This is a genomic window from Seleniivibrio woodruffii (assembly GCF_004339245.1).
Classification (GTDB): domain Bacteria; phylum Chrysiogenota; class Deferribacteres; order Deferribacterales; family Geovibrionaceae; genus Seleniivibrio; species Seleniivibrio woodruffii.
Map to the genome: position 1 here is coordinate 1,260,178 of NZ_SMGG01000003.1, position 17,305 is coordinate 1,277,482.

General features: G+C 49.2%; 14 protein-coding genes. 13 read left to right on the forward strand and 1 reads right to left on the reverse strand.

The window, feature by feature from the left end; all coding sequences use genetic code 11:
* Positions 1 to 14: 14 nt before the first annotated feature.
* Complete coding sequence (locus tag C8D98_RS06000; protein ID WP_132872915.1) at positions 15 to 1,109, forward strand: iron-containing alcohol dehydrogenase family protein; 1,095 nt, start codon at positions 15 to 17, stop codon at positions 1,107 to 1,109.
* A gap of 57 nt (positions 1,110 to 1,166) precedes the next feature.
* Here the strand turns inward: C8D98_RS06000 and C8D98_RS06005 are convergent, their stop codons facing one another.
* Positions 1,167 to 1,736 carry a lytic transglycosylase domain-containing protein gene (locus C8D98_RS06005; protein WP_132872916.1) on the reverse strand — a complete coding sequence of 190 codons (570 nt, stop codon included), beginning with the start codon at positions 1,734 to 1,736 and terminating at the stop codon, positions 1,167 to 1,169.
* 82 nt (positions 1,737 to 1,818) lie between these two features.
* Between C8D98_RS06005 and metF the strand changes: the two genes are divergently transcribed.
* The 12 genes from metF to C8D98_RS06065 all read left to right on the forward strand — a co-directional run bounded on the left by metF (position 1,819) and on the right by C8D98_RS06065 (position 16,996).
* Entirely contained in the window at positions 1,819 to 2,673 is an 855-nt protein-coding gene (metF, locus tag C8D98_RS06010) for a methylenetetrahydrofolate reductase [NAD(P)H] (RefSeq protein WP_132872918.1), read from the forward strand.
* Positions 2,673 to 3,548: a radical SAM protein gene (locus C8D98_RS06015; protein ID WP_132872920.1), complete on the forward strand. Its 876-nt coding sequence runs from the start codon at positions 2,673 to 2,675 to the stop codon at positions 3,546 to 3,548. Before metF ends, C8D98_RS06015 begins: the two co-directional genes overlap by 1 nt.
* 344 nt (positions 3,549 to 3,892) lie before the next feature.
* Positions 3,893 to 4,513: a phosphorylase family protein gene (locus tag C8D98_RS06020; protein ID WP_132872922.1), complete on the forward strand. Its 621-nt coding sequence runs from the start codon at positions 3,893 to 3,895 to the stop codon at positions 4,511 to 4,513.
* Positions 4,514 to 4,723: 210 nt separating this feature from the next.
* Entirely contained in the window at positions 4,724 to 6,268 is a 1,545-nt protein-coding gene (locus C8D98_RS06025) for an acyl-CoA carboxylase subunit beta (protein WP_132872924.1), read from the forward strand.
* A 12-nt stretch (positions 6,269 to 6,280) separates the two neighbouring features.
* Positions 6,281 to 7,801: an acetyl-CoA carboxylase biotin carboxylase subunit gene (locus C8D98_RS06030; protein WP_132872926.1), complete on the forward strand. Its 1,521-nt coding sequence runs from the start codon at positions 6,281 to 6,283 to the stop codon at positions 7,799 to 7,801.
* Between the two features lie 11 nt (positions 7,802 to 7,812).
* Positions 7,813 to 8,334, forward strand: coding sequence for an acyl-CoA carboxylase biotin carboxyl carrier protein subunit (locus C8D98_RS06035; RefSeq protein ID WP_132872928.1), 522 nt, complete (start codon positions 7,813 to 7,815; stop codon positions 8,332 to 8,334).
* 355 nt (positions 8,335 to 8,689) lie between these two features.
* Positions 8,690 to 10,831 (forward strand): methylmalonyl-CoA mutase, encoded by a 2,142-nt coding sequence (gene scpA, locus C8D98_RS06040; RefSeq protein WP_132872930.1) that lies wholly within the window; start codon positions 8,690 to 8,692, stop codon positions 10,829 to 10,831.
* Positions 10,832 to 10,833: 2 nt separating this feature from the next.
* Positions 10,834 to 11,811: a methylmalonyl Co-A mutase-associated GTPase MeaB gene (gene meaB, locus C8D98_RS06045; RefSeq protein WP_132872932.1), complete on the forward strand. Its 978-nt coding sequence runs from the start codon at positions 10,834 to 10,836 to the stop codon at positions 11,809 to 11,811.
* A gap of 174 nt (positions 11,812 to 11,985) precedes the next feature.
* The gene (locus C8D98_RS06050) at positions 11,986 to 12,675 is read left to right on the forward strand and encodes a response regulator transcription factor (RefSeq protein ID WP_132872934.1); all 690 of its coding nucleotides are present in this window, start codon (positions 11,986 to 11,988) and stop codon (positions 12,673 to 12,675) included.
* Entirely contained in the window at positions 12,665 to 14,023 is a 1,359-nt protein-coding gene (locus C8D98_RS06055) for a sensor histidine kinase (RefSeq protein ID WP_132872936.1), read from the forward strand. Before C8D98_RS06050 ends, C8D98_RS06055 begins: the two co-directional genes overlap by 11 nt.
* Positions 14,024 to 14,039: 16 nt before the next feature.
* The gene (locus C8D98_RS06060; protein WP_132872938.1) at positions 14,040 to 16,415 is read left to right on the forward strand and encodes a molybdopterin-dependent oxidoreductase; all 2,376 of its coding nucleotides are present in this window, start codon (positions 14,040 to 14,042) and stop codon (positions 16,413 to 16,415) included.
* Between the two features lie 62 nt (positions 16,416 to 16,477).
* Positions 16,478 to 16,996, forward strand: coding sequence for a c-type cytochrome (locus C8D98_RS06065; RefSeq protein WP_165871207.1), 519 nt, complete (start codon positions 16,478 to 16,480; stop codon positions 16,994 to 16,996).
* Positions 16,997 to 17,305: the final 309 nt, after the last annotated feature.

The window sequence follows — 17,305 nt, forward strand, 5'->3', positions numbered from 1 at the left end:
TTTCAGGAGACAATATGCAGCAGTTCAGCTTTCACAGCCCCGTAAAGGCTTTCTTCGGTTTCAACGCAATCGACAACCTCAAAACACTCCTTGCGCCTTACAAAACAGTCTGTGTGGTCTGCGGTGCGACATCCGCCGAAAAGACAGGATTCCGCAAATACATGGACGAATATTTCAAAGACAAGGATATCCACTGGTTCAACAGAATAGAGGAGAACCCCTCAATCAACACCATCCTTAAGGGCGGGAAATTTGCGAGAGAGTGCAAGGCGGAGATAGTTATAGGTTTCGGCGGCGGCAGTCCCCTTGACGCATCAAAGGCCATAGCGGCTTTTGCCACAAACAACAAAGGGTTCTATGAACTGCTCACCGAGGAGAAGCTTGAGCATGCTCCTCTGCCCGTTATCTGTATCCCCAGCACCTGCGGAACCGGCAGCGAAATGAACAACTACAGCATTGTAACGGATACGGAGAAACTCGATAAACTGAACTTTGCAAAAGAGAATACATTCCCGAAATATGCGGTCATCGACCCTGTCTTCCTGCGCAGTCTGAACAGAAAGACGATATATGCCACCGCTTTCGATGCCCTGACCCATTGCATCGAGGGCTTTGTGTCTGTCCGCTCAAATCCTTTCAGCGACAGCCACGCAGTCACAGGTATGGAGATAATCCTTGCCACTTTTGCGGCGGGTGCGGACACGTCAAAGGATGAAACACTGCTTAATTTCCTGTACGGTTCCACTCTGGGCGGGGTAGTCATTCTGCACACAGCCACAACGGTTCTTCATGCTCTTGGCTATTACCTTACCAATGAGAAAAAGATTCACCACGGAACAGCAAATGCGATACTTCTGCCTTATTATCTAGAGATGATGAGAGAATCCGGCGTCCAGAAATGTCAGGTTGTTGATGCTCTTCTTGAGAAATACGGGTTCGATATCTCCCGCTGGCAGGATGCGCTTGGCTATGACGTTTCGATAAGGGATGTCCTTACCGAGGATGAGCTTGAGAATATGGTGGACTACGCTCTCACCAAAAAGAACAGCGAATGGTCACCTTTTGAACCGAAAAGAGAATTTCTGCTGGAAGTGCTGAGAAGGTACTGATTTGACTTTCTGTCATTGCGAACCTCGCAGAGACTGAAAGGCTTGTCACTCAACCTCTTACTTCTCGTATAACTCCATGATCTTTTTAATATAGTGTCTGGTTTCACCGAAATCGGGCACTTTTCCGTCCTTGATATTGTTCGGTCCCGCATTGTATGCCGCAAGAGCCAGCGGAATGTCCTCGAACTTTTTCAGCTGTCTTGAAAGATATTTAACTCCGGCGTCGATGTTGTCCTCCGCAAGGAATGGGTCGCCTTGGGATATGTCGAAAAAAGTCGTAGGCATAACCTGCATAAGCCCCATTGCGCCCGTGCGGGAAATGGCGAACTGTCTGCCCTTGGATTCAACCTGAATCATCATATGTATCAGCTTCGGATCAACTCCGTATTTTTCACATGCAGTCTGGATGAATGCATCAACCTCGTGCCTTTCGGATGTTACAAACCCCAGTCCGGCAACCATTACAACGTGTTTGGTGAGGTGATACATGCTGATGGTTCTGTTCTTGATGTAAAAGGGATTTATGAGCGCTTTAGGACTGCCCGACGAAAGGAATGTCAGGAAATTCAGCAGCAGAACATAACTCAGGAATGTATATAATATGGCTTTGTATGTTTTATTAAGCATAGAAAAAACAATGTCATAAAAACTTCTTGCAGTCAATCGGCTCTATGAAGATAATAAATGAATTATTAAAAAAGGATGTCTGATGAAAATATCTGAAATGCTGAAAAACAAAAGAACAGTGTCTTTCGAGTTTTTTCCTCCGAAAAAGGAGGAGGGAGAGAACGTTCTTTATGAGACCATAAAAGAGCTTGTGGACTATAAACCCGATTTCGTATCAGTGACATACGGTGCGGGCGGCTCCACCCGTGAGAAGACTGTGGAGTGGACAACCCACATAAAAAAGAACTACGGGCTGACCACAATGATGCACCTGACATGTGTTGCCGCAGATGCGAACAGCATAGATGCCATAACGGATGCTGTGGATGCCATAAACGTTAAAAACCTGCTTGCCCTCCGAGGGGACTACCCTGCGGACATGCCTGAAGAGCAGAGAAAGGGCGAATTTCGCTATGCCGCCGACCTTGTGGGTTATCTCAGAAAGAAGCACGGCGACAAATATTGTCTCGGTGTGGCGGGATATCCTGAAAAGCATCCCGAAGCCTCAAGCATGCAGTCAGACATAGAGAACATGAAGCGAAAACTGGATGCAGGTGGCGATTTCATCATTACCCAGCTCTTTTTCGACAACGACCACTATTTCAGATACATGGATATTCTGGCTAAAAACGGCATAAACGCTCCCGTTGTTGCTGGTATCATGCCTATAATCAACATCGCTCAGGTGGTTAAGTTCACCCAGATGTGCGGTGCCACCGTGCCTCAGTTCCTTGTGGAGAAGATGGACGGCAAGTCTGAGAAGAACCAGTTCATGACCGGTGTCGAATATGCTGTTGAGCAGTGCAGAGGGCTTATCGATGCCGGAGTGGCGGGGCTTCATTTCTACACCCTGAACAAACACGGCGCAACTGAGGCCGTTCTGGACAGAACACTCTGATGCCGATACACACCGAACCGCTCTACAGGCCGCCAAGCGAAGCCCATTCGCTTATTTTTCAGATAACCCACGGCTGTTCGTACAACAAGTGCGCATTCTGCGGCATGTACGTTGACAAGCCTTTCGAGATAAAACCCACCGACAGGGTGCTTGCGGAAATAGCCGCAGTACCCGATTCCTATGCTAAATCAGTAAAAAAGATATTTCTGGCCGACGGCGACGGGGTGGTATACCCCACCGAAGGTCTTCTGGTGATTCTGGATGCTCTGAATGCAAAATTCCCAAACCTTATCAGGATAAGCTCCTATTGCGGGCCACAGGCTCTTATGAAGAAAAGCGGGGCAGACTGGCAACAGCTCTATGAGCGCAAGTTAAAGCTGCTCTACTTCGGGCTGGAATCGGGCAATAAAGAGGTTCTGACGCTCATGAACAAGGGGATGGATGCTTTCAAGGTTCTGCCCAAGGTGAAGGAACTGAAGAGCATCGGCATAGCGTTCTCTGTGATGGTGATTCTCGGCGGCGGAGGAAAACGGCTTAAACAGGAGCATATTGCAGATTCCGCAAGATGGGTTACGGAAGCCTCGCCTGACTACCTGTCCTTTCTGACGCTGTTTCTCCGCAGAAAAAAGGACTATTTCAACGGGCTGGAGAAGCCGACATTCAGGGATATTTTCGAAGAATCAAGAGACATGATACAATTGATAGAGGGGCGCAACATAATCTTCCGCTCCAACCATGTGTCGAACTTTCTGCCTCTTGAGGGCAGGCTGGCACAGGACAAGGACAGACTGGTGTCCTCCATCAGCGGCGCAATGGCGCATCTGGAGGAGAAGGGGCTGCTGGATAATTATCCGGAGTTCTACGAGGAGTTCTGATTGGGAGAGACTCTTCGCAAAGCTCAGAGTGACATAAACTGTACAAATATCGTCACTGCGAGCGTTAGCGTGGCAGTCTCATCTGTCGGCATGAGAGAATGTAAATCCACCCCGACCCTCCTTTGTAAAAGGAGGGGAAAAGATTTGAGACTCTTCGCAAGGCTCAGAGTGACAAAACCCGTCATTCTGAACGAAGTGAAGAATCTCACAGAGAGTATTGAGGTTTAATGTGAACCCTCCTTTGTAAAGGGAGGGGAAAAGATTTGAGACTCTTCGCAAGGCTCAGAGTGACAAAACCCGTCATTCTGAGCGTTAGCGAAGAATCTCATTAAACAGGAGTTCTGATGAAAGCATATTTCGTACCCACCGCAAAAGAGGCCGAGGCCATCTTTCCGAAATGCGGACTTAAACCCTATAAATACGGCATTCTCACCGGAGAATATAACGGCATTCCTTTATTCGTCACCGGTACCACAAAGACGGCCGCCGCTTTTTCTTCACATGTGATAATAAGTGAATTTAAAGTTAAAAAAGCAATATTGACGGGCATCTGCGGAGCCTACAGGCAGTCGGGACTGAAGGTCGGCGACGTTGTGTCTGTTCATAGGGATTTCTTTGCTGATGAAGGGGTTTTTTACTCAGACAGGATTGAGAATATCCATGAAATGGGCTTCGGATTCGCCGTGAACGGGTGCTCGGAGTTCGTGCCCTATGCCGGACTGCCCATTGTAAATTCCAATACTGTCTCATACCTCGATGGGGAGGGTGATGTGTCTGCCCTGCTGTATGCAAAATACTCTGCACAGACGGAGAACATGGAGGGTGCGGCCTTCGGTTTTGTCTGTAATATGATGGGGATAGAGGCTTCGCAGGTGCGTGCGGTTTCAAACTTCTGCGGGAAAAGGGATTCACAGGAATGGAATATCAGGCTGGCTTTTCTGAATTTAAAAAAGCTTTTTGAATAGAGCGGATTAAAACATATATTAACATTGTTTATACATCCCTCTCTCATAAATAAACCAACCAAACCTATTTATATAATCCTCTAAATAATTAATAATTAAGCTATTATATGGCTTTTTGTTTTTTGTGATGTTTTTGTATTGTCAGTTGACAACAAATTTAAAACATGTTTTATTACTTCTATTATATCCACTAAGAGGGGGCTATAACTAATGGATGAGAAAATCAAAAAGCTGCATGACCTCAACGAAGCTGCGGAGCTCGGCGGCGGGGTTGACCGTATTGAGAAGCAGCACAAACAGGGCAAGCTCACTGCCCGCGAAAGGATCGATAAACTGCTCGACAAAGGTACTTTCGTAGAACTCGACAAATTCATCGTTCACAGATGTGACAACTTTGGAATGGAAAAGACCAAGTTTCTGGGCGACGGCGTCGTAACAGGTTACGGCAAGGTCAACGGCAGAACTGTTTTCGTTTTCTCTCAGGATTTTACGGTTTTCGGCGGTTCGCTGGCGGAAATGTTTGCACGTAAGATCTGCAAAATTATGGACAAGGCCATGGAGCTTGGCTGCCCCGTAATAGGCCTTAACGACTCAGGCGGCGCAAGGATTCAGGAGGGCGTGCTTTCGCTCGCAGGCTACGCCGACATCTTCCTTCGCAACACGCTGGCTTCCGGTGTTGTTCCCCAGATATCAGCTATCATGGGGCCGTGCGCAGGCGGCGCTGTTTACTCACCCGCTCTGACCGACTTCACCTTCATGGTTAAAAACACATCCTACATGTTCATTACCGGACCTGAGGTTGTTAAAACCGTTACCAGCGAGGACGTTACCAAAGAGGAACTCGGCGGTGCGATGACTCACAACACCACATCAGGTGTTGCACACTTCGCCACCGAAAACGATGAAGACGCTATTCTGCGCATCAGAGAGCTGCTCAGCTTCATCCCCTCCAACAATATGGAGGAAGCACCCGTAGTTCCCACCAAAGACGATCCCAACAGAACAGACGATTCACTCCGCAAAATCGTTCCCGAAAACCCGAACCAGCCTTATGACATGCACGAAGTCATCGCAAAAATCGTTGACGACGGCAACTTCTTCGAAATTCAGGAACACTATGCGAAAAATATACTTGTGGGCTTCGCAAGACTCAACGGCCGCTCAATCGGTATCGTTGCGAACCAGCCCGCAATCATGGCAGGCGCACTGGACATCAACTCATCCGTTAAGGGTGCGAGATTCGTCCGCTTCTGCGATGCGTTCAACATTCCCCTGCTGACACTTGTTGACGTTCCCGGCTTCATGCCCGGCGTTCAGCAGGAGCTCGGCGGAATCATCCGTCACGGCGCAAAACTGCTCTATGCATACTGCGAGGCCACTGTTCCCAAGGTGACACTCATCACCAGAAAGGCATACGGCGGCGCATATGACGTTCTCAGCTCAAAGCACGTTCGCGGTGACCTTAACTATGCGTACCCCATTGCGGAGATCGCAGTTATGGGACCCGACGGCGCAGCTCAGATCCTTTTCGGCAAACAGATAAGCACAGCTGCCGACCCTGTTGCCGCCAAAAAGGAGAAGGTTGACGAATACAGAGAAAAATTTGCCAACCCCTACAGAGCAGCCGAACTCGGATTCGTGGATGAGGTTATCATGCCCGAGTTCACTCGTCCGAAACTGATTCAGGCGTTTGAACTTCTTTCCAACAAAAGGCAGACAAACCCCGCTAAAAAACACGACAACCTGCCGCTGTAAGGAGTGGGAAAAATGGCTGAAATTAAAAAAGTACTGGTCGCCAACAGAGGCGAGATAGCAATAAGAGTTTTCAGAACATGCCGTAAGATGGGCATCAAAACGGTTGCCATTTATACACATGCCGACCGCAAAGCCCCCCACGTCCGCTATGCTGACGAGGCTTACTGCATCACGGCGGATGAGACGGACACCAGCTATCTTAAGATGGATAAGATAATTGAGCTTGCCAAACAGACAGGCGCAGCTATCCATCCCGGATACGGTTTCTACTCGGAGAACCCCACCTTCGTTAAGCGTCTTGAGGATGAGGGCATCATTTTCATCGGTCCCAAGTCCGAACACATCATCATGATGGGTTCCAAAACCGGCGCAAGACAGGCCATGATGGCTGCGGGAGTTCCCGTTGTTCCCGGAACCAAAGACCCCATCACCGACGTTGAGGTTGCCAAAAAGGTTGCCAGAGAAGTCGGATACCCCATCATGCTTAAAGCCGTACACGGCGGCGGCGGAAAGGGTATGCGTCTGGTTCACGAGGAATCGGAATTTGAATCTTCATACAGAATGGCAAGCTCCGAAGCGCAGAATGCATTCGGAAACGGCGAGATGTATATTGAAAAATTCATCGTTCAGCCCCACCACGTTGAAATTCAGGTTCTGGGCGACACCCACGGAAACGCAGTTCACCTCTTCGAGCGTGAGTGCTCCATCCAGCGTCGTCACCAGAAGGTTATCGAGGAAGCACCCAGCCCCTTCATTAACGATGATACAAGGGCTAAAATGTATGAAGTCGCAGTTAAAGCGGTCAAAGCCATCGGATACGTCAGCGCAGGTACGCTGGAGTTCATCGTCGGCGCAGACCAGAACTTCTACTTCCTTGAGATGAACACACGTCTTCAGGTTGAGCACCCCGTTACGGAGCTTATCACAGGCGTGGATATCGTCCGTGATATGATTCTTGTGGCTGAAGGTCAGCCCCTGTCGTTCACACAGGACGAAATAGTCAGACATGGACACGCCATCGAGTGCCGTGTTTATGCAGAAGACCCCGCAAACAACTTCGTTCCCTCTCCCGGTCTCATAACTGTTTATGAAGTGCCTGGCGGTCCCAACGTTCGTATCGAAAGCGGTGCGTATGCGGGATTCGAAGTTCCGATATACTACGACCCCATGATAGCGAAGGTCTGCTCTGTGGGCAAAACCCGTGAGAGCGCCATCGTGAGCATGAAGCGTATTCTCTCCGAGTACAAGGTTTCCGGTATCAAAACCTCCATCCCCTTCCATCAGAGGGTTCTGGAGAACGAAACCTTCCTCGCAGGAAACTATGACACAGGCTTCATCGACAACAAGTTCGACATGGAAGACCTTAAGCGCAAGCAGTCTGCAGATGTTGATGTTCCGATAATCGCCGCTGTCATCAAACAGCTTCTGTCTGAGAAAGAGGCCGCAGCAAGAAGTGTCACCAGACGTGACGTGGGCGAATCCCACTGGAAACGTTTCGGAAGACTTGTCAGCCTCGGCAACAGGCTCGGTTAAGGGGTGGTGCAATGATAACAAGAAGAAATTACTTTGTAACAGTTGATAAAGGCGAGCAGGAGCATCTTGTCGATCTCGTTGAGCGCAAGAACGGTATCTTTGAAATAGATATCGACGGCAGAAAATATACCGCCGACTTTTCGGTTGCGGGCGACGCTGTCTACTCAATCATCGTTGACGGCAGATCCTATGCAATGGACATTGACGAGAAGGGCGACAATTTCAGCATCCTCACCGACGAAGGCGACACTTTCGAGGTTGAGGTTCTTGACGAAATGAAGCGTCTGATGAAGATGCGCTCCACAGCAGGACTTGAGGGTCGTCAGGTTATCGAGGCGCAGATGCCCGGATATATCTGGAAGATCCTTGTTGAAGAGGGTCAGGAAGTTGAGGCCGGACAGCCCCTTATGATCCTTGTGGCAATGAAGATGGAGAACGAGATAAAGGCTCCCAAGGCCGGAACCGTTCAGAACCTCTTTGTTGTTCTCGACCAGACGGTTGCCACAGGCGATAAACTGGCTGTTGTTGAGTAAGATTTAAAATTTAGTGCTATAGTTAAAGAGGGGATGGAAACATCCCCTTCGGGTTGATGGCAAAGCCAGAGATAATATAAGTTATCGTCATCCTGAGGCGCAGCCGAAGGATCTCTGCTGAGATTCTTCACTTCGTTCAGAATGACTGTTCTGTGTATTGTTTGCCAACAATCCGGAGGGGGATCCCCCCTCTTTTTGTTTCACTTGAGGGAGTCGGAATGCTATAGCATGCTTTGTCGGTGAAACTTCAGTATGAACTCAGCGTGAGCGGATTGAGGCTTCTGCCGAACGGAGCGTAGACAAAAAATCTTCATGGATGAACGTTTTTTTGCAAATATATAAAGTGAGGAAATATATGTCTGTACGCAAGTCCCTTGAGGACTGGGAAAAGCTGGCGAAGAAAGAGATCAAGTCGGAAACCCTTGACCGTCTGACATGGAAAACGGCGGAAGGTATCGACGTTAAACCTCTTTACACTAAAGACGATTTTGACAGGCTGGAGAATGCGGACACGCTTCCCGGCATGGCTCCCTTTGTTCGTGGCCCCATGGCGACAATGTATGCGGGCAAGCCCTGGACAGTGCGCCAGTATGCGGGCTTTTCAACGGCAGAGGAATCCAACGCATTTTATAAAAAGAACCTCGCCGCAGGACAGCAGGGTCTGTCCGTGGCTTTCGACCTTGCAACCCACAGAGGCTACGACTCTGACCACCCCAGAGTGGTCGGCGACGTGGGTAAGGCAGGCGTTGCGATAGATTCAGTTGAGGATATGAAGATCCTGTTCGACAGCATACCGCTGGGCGACGTATCGGTGTCCATGACCATGAACGGTGCGGTTCTGCCCATCATGTCCATGTACATCGTGGCGGCGGAGGAGCAGGGCGTGACTCAGGACAGGCTGGCTGGAACCATCCAGAACGACATCCTGAAAGAGTTCATGGTGCGCAACACCTACATCTATCCTCCCGCACCCTCAATGAGAATAATTGCGGATATCATTGAATATACAAGCAAATATATGCCCAAGTTCAACTCGATATCAATTTCCGGCTACCACATTCAGGAGGCCGGAGCCAACAACGTTCTCGAACTGGCATACACACTGGCCGACGGTCTGGAATACATCAAGGCGGCTCTCTCAAAAGGGCTTGATATTGATGCCTTCGCTCCCCGTCTGTCGTTCTTCTTCGGCATCGGCATGAACTTTTTCATGGAGATTGCCAAGCTGAGAGCGGCAAGATTCCTCTGGAGCGAGATCGTTTCACAGTTCAGTCCCCAAAACCAGAAATCCCTTGCTCTGCGTACCCACTGCCAGACATCCGGCTGGTCGCTCACGGAGCAGGATCCATACAATAACGTTATCAGAACCACCATCGAAGCTATGGCGGCTGTTCTGGGCGGAACCCAGTCATTGCACACAAACGCTCTGGATGAGGCTATAGCCCTTCCCACTGTGCAGTCTGCAAGGATCGCCAGAAACACTCAGCTTGTCATTCAGGAAGAGACGGGCATAACCAAGGTTATCGACCCCCTCGGCGGTTCATATTACATCGAATCGCTCACCCAGCAGCTCATCGACAAGGCCAAGGTTGAACTGGCAGAGATAGAGAAACTGGGCGGAATGACCAAGGCAATCGAAAGCGGTCTGCCCAAGCTTAAGATCGAGGAGTCTGCGGCCAAAAAGCAGGCGGCCATCGACAGCGGAAAAGACGTTATCGTGGGTGTGAATAAGTACAAACTTGCACAGGAAGACCCGATAGACGTTCTGGACATTGACAACACCGCAGTGCGTGAGTCCCAGATAAAGCGTCTGAACAGGATAAAGGCTGAAAGAGACAATGCCGCCTGTCAGGCAGCTCTTGATGCCATCACCGCCGCATGCGATGATCCCAAGGCGAACCTTCTTGAGTTCTGCGTTAAGGCCGCGAGACTGCGTGCCACAGTCGGGGAAATATCCGACGCCATGGAGAAGAAATTCGGCAGACACAAGGCAGACATAAAACTTGTGTCGGGAGCATACGGCTCTATGTTTGAAACAGACGAAACCTTTGCCGGTATAAAGAAAGACATTGATGATTTCGAAAAGAAAACTGGCCGCCGTCCACGTATTCTCATTGCAAAAATGGGACAGGACGGACATGACAGAGGGGCGAAAGTGGTTGCCTCAGCCTATGCAGACTGCGGGTTCGACGTTGACGTCGGACCCCTTTTCCAAACCCCTGAGGAAGCAGCCAAAATGGCTGTTGAGAACGACGTTCACGTTGTGGGCGTGTCCTCCCTTGCGGCAGGTCACAAAACCCTTGTTCCCCAGCTTGCGGCAGAGCTTAAAAAGCTCGGTGCAGAAGACATCATCATCGTCTGCGGCGGCGTAATCCCCAGACAGGACTACGATGAGCTGTATGCGGCGGGAGCATCCTGCATCTTCGGCCCCGGAACTCCCATAACCAAGTCTGTCAGAGAGACTCTGGAAGCGGTTAAAAAGGCTGTCGGAGCTTAGATTTGAGTGAGGTTGAAACGCTTGCCTGCGGAATACTTGAACGTAAACTGCGCCCTCTGGCAAAGGGTATCACCCTTATAGAGAGCAAGAATCCGGAGCATAATCAGGCGGCTAATCAGCTTCTTGAAAAGATACTGCCCCATACCGGAAATTCCGTGAGAATCGGGATTTCCGGTGTACCGGGCGTCGGCAAGAGCACCTTTATCGAGGCATTCGGCAAACATCTTACATCTCAGGGTCACAGAGTGGCCGTTCTTGCGGTTGATCCCACATCACAGATTACGGGCGGTTCCATTCTGGGCGATAAGACCCGTATGGAGGAACTGGCCAGAGACGAGAACGCATTCATACGTCCCTCTCCGGCTGGAGCGACCCTTGGCGGCGTTGCACGGAAAACAAGGGAGACGATGCTTCTGTGCGAAGCGGCTGGCTATGATGTGATACTCATTGAAACGGTGGGTGTGGGCCAGTCGGAGATAACAGTTGCGTCGATGGTTGATTTCTTTATGCTCCTTCAGCTTGCAAATGCAGGCGACGAGCTTCAGGGGATCAAAAAGGGCGTGATGGAGATTGCCGACGCAATAATCATTAACAAGGCCGAAGGTTCAAACCGTCTGCGTGCGGAGGTTGCCGCACAGCAGTACGTTAACGCTCTCCATATTCTTCGCCCGAAAAGCCCCAACTGGCAGGTTCCCGTTAAGCTGTGCAGTGCAATGTATAAAGAGGGGATCTCTGAAATATGGGAGATGGTCTGCGATTACAGGCAAAAGCTCACAAATAGTGGAGAGTTTGACGAAAAGCGCAGAAAGCAGTCGGTGGACTGGTTCTGGACACTGCTCATGGACGACCTGAAAGATATGTTTCTTTCAAACAGGAATGTTGAGAGCATGTTCGAAAGCGTCCGTGAGGCGGTTGAGAAGGGGGTGCTTCCTCCGGCGGCGGCTTCTAAACGTTTGCTGGAATTATTTAAACGCCACTAACCCGTTTACAATTTTAATAATAATCCGGTATTCATAAAAAAAACATTATTCATCCGCTATTTCTGCTTCTCTTAACCTTCTCTTAACCTCGCACTGGCTAAACATTTATTATGAAACCCGTAAAAAGTGCGTGAAATATTTGGCATATGACCTATAGTAACTTACAGGCACAATATGAGATTATTATTAATTGAAGATGACACAGACTTAGCGGAAAACGTTTTGGATTTTTTTGAACTGAACGGCTGTACGGCTGACTATTGCTCATCGGGCGAAGCGGCTTTGGAGCTGCTTCACGACAATCATTACGACGCAATAATTCTCGACATCAATCTGCCCGGGATTGACGGTTTCGAGACATGCAGTCTGATAAGGCACAAACTGCGCCTTAACACCCCCATCCTGATGCTGACCGCCAGAACAATGCTTGACGACAAGCTGACCGGATTCGAGTCCGGTACTGACGACTATCTTGCAAAGCCTTTCGAGCTTGCGGAACTGAGGATGCGCCTGAGTGCGCTGGTTCGCCGCTCCAAACAGGGAATGGCCGACCTGTTCTGCATCGAGGATCTCTGTGTGGACGTTGAAAAGGGCACTGTTACAAGAGGCGGAACGAGAATAGATCTGCCGCCCATCTGCTACGCCATTCTGATGAAACTGGTGGAGCAGTATCCCGGATACGCCACGAAAGAGGAGATAGAATACGCCGTATGGAAGGATCAGCCCCCGCTGACGGATTCCCTTAAAGTCCATTTTTATACGCTCAGACAGCTTGTTGACAAGCCTTTCAGCCGACAGCTCATTCACAGCGTAAGGGGCAGGGGATACCTTATTTCGGCGGAGGAAAACCTCCTTGAAGTATAGATCCAGTCTTCGGCGAAGGATAATTCTGGTTTTCATCGGATACAGTCTGCTGCTCAGCTCCCTTACGGTAATTGCGGTTATAGTTGCAACCAGAATCAGCGAGACAAGATCCATGGAGAACAGACTGAAGGTTGAGGCGGAGTATTATCTCAGCGCATATCTGGCCTCCTTTGCGGCGCCTACATCCAACGCATTCAACGCTCTTACCGCAACATCTCCGTATATCACACACTATTACGGCGAAGACCTGCTTCCCCATTGGGTTGCAAAGAAACTGCCGGCGCTTAAACCGGGGACATACTTTACAGATAACGATAAGCAGAGATACTGCATTCTTATAAAAAAACTGCCGGACGGCGACAAGTTCTACCTGCTGTATAATGTTACAAGGCAGCATATGAACGATGACTCCCTCGTTTCGCTCCAGAGGACAATTCTGCTTACCCTGCTGCCCATACTTATTTTCGGGGTGACTTTGGGGCTGATAACGGCACATAAGGTCATAGGTCCCGTGATACGTCTGGGCAAGATAATCAGGGAGCGCAACCCCAAGGAGAAACTGCCGGACGACTTTGACAGCAAGTTCAACGATGATGAGATCGGACTTCTGGCCGCAACTCTCAAAAGTGCCCTGAACAGCATGCAGGAGTCTGTTGAGAGGGAAACCTCCTTCGCAAGGGATGCATCCCATGAGCTGAGAACCCCTGTAACCACCATAAAGAACTCTCTGGAGCTTCTTGAAATAAAAAGACCGGATTTCGATGATGACACCAAAAAGATTCTGGGCAGGCTGAACCGTGCTACGGCAAACATGGAACACCTTATCAAATCGTTCCTCTGGCTCTCCCGCCACAGAAATCTGGATAAGTTCGAGCGCAGGGATATCAGGGTTGCGGACGTTGTTCAGGAGATAATTCAGGAGAACGCCTACCTGATAGACAACAAACCTGTGGAGGTTGTGGTTCATGATGCGTATGAAATACATATTAATGTTGAACCGCAGCTCATTAAGATTCTGATAGCGAATCTTATAAGAAACTCGTTTACATATACAAAATCGGGAACTGTTGATATATATTTGAGCTCACACTGCATTCAGGTGCATGACTCCGGAACGGGCATTAAAGGCGAAACCCTGCTTCAGCTGAAAAACAGCAATGCAAAAAACCATGCGGAAGGGTTCGGCTTCGGGCTTGCCATCGTGCGCAGGCTTTGTGTCAGTCTCGGCTGGGATTTCTATCTCAGTTCGGAACCGAATGTGGGCACTCAGGCCAGAATATGCTACGAACAGCCGAAGAATGCGTGCACTGAGTGCAAAGGCCTGTTTATGAACAACATGGCGGATTAGGCAGAGGTACAGAAGAATGAAGGATAACATTTCCAGAAGAGAACTGATGAGAATGGCGGCGATGGTATCGCTGTATTCCGCCTTTTCTGCCGATGATGCTCTTGCAGGTCACCACGAAGAGACAATTTCACACGGAACACATTTCGGTCCGGTGAATGCTACCGTTAAGAACGGAAAGCTGGTGTCGACAACTCCCCATCCTGCCATATCCATGGATACGGACATGATGCGCAGTCTGGCGGATTATGTCAATTCGCCAAACAGAATAAAGACTCCCTGCGTAAGGAAGAGCTTTCTGGAGGGCAGAAGACAGAACGAGCTGAGAGGAGTTGAGGATTTTGTCTCCGTAAGCTGGCAGACCGCTCTGGATCTTGCTGCGGAAAAGCTTCTGGAAGCCAAGCAGAAATGGGGTAACGAATCCATCTTCCGCACATCCTTTGCGGGATGGTCACAGGCGGGAGCCATAAACAGACCGAACACTCTTCAGGGACGTTTTCTGGGGCTGTTCGGAGGGTTCACCGATACCATCAGCGACTATTCGGCAGGTGCCTCAAGTCAGCTTATGCCGTATATTCTGGGCAGTGCCGAGATATACAGCAAGCAGACCTCATACGAAATGATCGCCGCAAATACTAAAACCATCGTCCTGTGGGGGATGGATCCGCTCAAATCTTTTCTGATAGATGTGGGCGTGCCCGATTTCTCCAGAATAAAATGGTTCCAGCGCTTCAAGCGTCTTGGAATAAAATTCATATGCATTGATCCCGTATACAACGATACGGCTAAAGAACTGGGGGCAGAGTGGATACCTGTGCGCCCCGGAACAGACACCGCCATGATACTGGGCATGTGTCACTACCTTTATACAACCGGAAAATACAGCAAATCATTTATAGATAAATATACCGTGGGATTCAGCATGTTTCTCGACTACCTTCTGGGAAAAGAGGACGGGATCCCTAAAAACCTCGCATGGGCTGAGAAGATATGCGGAGTCTCCGTTAAGCGTCTTGTGGAGCTGACAGAGACCCTGAGAAGCGACAAGACACTGATAGGAAGTTTGTACGGTCCCCAGAGAATAGAGCACGGCGAGCAGTACCACTGGAGCCTTGTGACACTTGCCAGCATGCTTGGAAACATAGGCAAGCCCGGATCGGGGATAAACTTCGGCGGCGGCCTTCTGGGTGTGGCGGGAAAACTTCCCCGCAGACTCTCTCAGGGCAGAAACCCCGCCAGAACCATCATTCCGGCATCACGCATGGGCGAAATGCTGATGAACCCCGGCAGAACGATCGATTTCAACGGAACTAAGATAACCTATCCCGACGTAAAGCTGATATACAACATGGGTGCAAACTCAATGACCCATCATCAGGACATAAACACCCTGATCGCAGGACTGCGTAAAGTGGATACCATGATAACCCATGAGATAGTCTGGACTCCGTGGGCAAAGTTTTCCGATATAGTTTTCCCGTCCACAACCTCTTTCGAAAGAAATGACATCGGGTTCAGCTTCGTCAGCAACGTTACATATTTATGGGCTCTCAGGCAGGTTGTCAAACCCATGTACGAGTCAAAAGACGACTACTGGATACTTGCCCAGATTGCAAAACGCCTCGGGTTCGAAAAGAAGTTCACCATGGGCAAGTCTGTGATGGAATGGGTTAAATGGAGCTATGAGGGCACAGGGAACAATCTACCCTTCGATAAATTCTGGAAAGTCGGTCACATAAAACTTACTCAGAAGCCGGAAGATAAAAAATATGTCAGGTTTGAGGATTTTATAAAAAATCCCAATACGAACCCGCTGTTCACCCCGTCGGGGAAAATTGAGATACACTGCGAAAAGATATCCAGCTACGGCTACAGCGACTGTCTGGGACACCCCACATGGTACGAACCGCAGGAGTGGCTGGGCGGAAAGATGGCCAAAAAGCACAGGTTCCATCTTATCTCGATACATCCGAAATACAGGCTTCACTCCCAGATGGACAACCTCCCTCTGGGCAAAAAATACAAGGTCAACGGCCGTGAACCTGTTGTGATAAACCCTGCCGATGCAAAAATGCTGGGTATAAGCGACGGAGACAACGTTGAGGTTTACAACGACAGAGGCGCAATAATCTGCGGTGCGGTTCTGAGCAAAAGGGTGATGAGGAATGTTGTCCGTGTGGACGAAGGGGCGTGGTATGCTCCCGAAAAACCCGGAGTGCCCGGTACAAGATGCATAAGCGGAAACCCGAACGTGCTGACATCCGACAAGCCCACATCACGTCTGGCACAGGCGTGCTCAGCCCACAGCTGTCTGGTGTCGCTGAGAAAACTGACCGAAAAAGTGAAAGATAACACTGCGTATGACAATCCTGTTGTTGTGAATAGTAAACTGTAAAGTGTTATTTTACGTTGATTTTACCTTCGATGTGATGTACTAGTTTTTAGTACGGTGCTATTTTGAGAAAAATACTATTTATTTTAGCCATAACCATATTTAGTGTATTTGTGTTCTTTGCCTTTTCCGAGAGCAGAAATGGATTTCTGAACAGGAATATCAGTTCCGGTGCAACAGAGGTATATTTCGGCACGGAGACAGTGAGCGGAAGGGCTTACCTCTGGACTGATAAAAAGCACGGCGAACTCTATTCCGACCCTCAGATGACCATTCAGAACGGATTTACATCCGATGTGGATTCGCTCCGCTTCACAGGGAAAAAAAGCAAGGGATTTTATGAAGTGGCGGTCAGCGTCAAGGTGAGCGAAGGCCTCCTTGCGCCGACACTCACAGAATCCCTCAGGGAATACGAAAAGAAGTATTATGAGCAGTGCAGCACATGCCATGCCGCTGCGGCTCTTAACAGATTTAATAAATCCCGCTGGGAGAATATCCTTAAATCCATGCAGCAGCACTCCGGAATATCCGACGAAGATCTCTCCGCTATCAGACGTTATGTTCTTCTGAGTATAACCTCTTAGTGCCACATAAATTTCACAATTTTTTCGTTCTTAACCCATTCTTAACCTAAGCTTGACCAACCTGATGGTATTAAATGTGTAAACATGTAGATTTAGTGCATATATTATGCACTTTTCTTCATTTTCGAATTACCCACAAGGAGGAACCATGCGACATTTGTTGAGCAGTCTGTTTATAACAGTCCTTCTGCTTGGCTCGGTCGGTGTTGCCAGCGCCTTTGAGGCGGACGGCTACACAACCCCCGACAACTGGTCCATGCAGACGACTCCCGGTCAGTTCAAACAGAGCATGACAGGGGTAGGGCTGAC

Bases quoted from the DNA above. Each gene is read 5' to 3' on its own strand.
- scpA (WP_132872930.1), top strand. From the start codon at position 8,690: ATGTCTGTACGCAAGTCCCTTGAGGACTGGGAAAAGCTGGCGAAGAAA.
- C8D98_RS06020 (WP_132872922.1), top strand. From the start codon at position 3,893: ATGAAAGCATATTTCGTACCCACCGCAAAAGAGGCCGAGGCCATCTTT.
- C8D98_RS06005 (WP_132872916.1), bottom strand. From the start codon at position 1,736: ATGCTTAATAAAACATACAAAGCCATATTATATACATTCCTGAGTTAT.
- C8D98_RS06015 (WP_132872920.1), top strand. From the start codon at position 2,673: ATGCCGATACACACCGAACCGCTCTACAGGCCGCCAAGCGAAGCCCAT.
- C8D98_RS06030 (WP_132872926.1), top strand. From the start codon at position 6,281: ATGGCTGAAATTAAAAAAGTACTGGTCGCCAACAGAGGCGAGATAGCA.
- C8D98_RS06000 (WP_132872915.1), top strand. From the start codon at position 15: ATGCAGCAGTTCAGCTTTCACAGCCCCGTAAAGGCTTTCTTCGGTTTC.
- metF (WP_132872918.1), top strand. From the start codon at position 1,819: ATGAAAATATCTGAAATGCTGAAAAACAAAAGAACAGTGTCTTTCGAG.
- C8D98_RS06050 (WP_132872934.1), top strand. From the start codon at position 11,986: ATGAGATTATTATTAATTGAAGATGACACAGACTTAGCGGAAAACGTT.
- C8D98_RS06060 (WP_132872938.1), top strand. From the start codon at position 14,040: ATGAAGGATAACATTTCCAGAAGAGAACTGATGAGAATGGCGGCGATG.
- C8D98_RS06025 (WP_132872924.1), top strand. From the start codon at position 4,724: ATGGATGAGAAAATCAAAAAGCTGCATGACCTCAACGAAGCTGCGGAG.
- C8D98_RS06035 (WP_132872928.1), top strand. From the start codon at position 7,813: ATGATAACAAGAAGAAATTACTTTGTAACAGTTGATAAAGGCGAGCAG.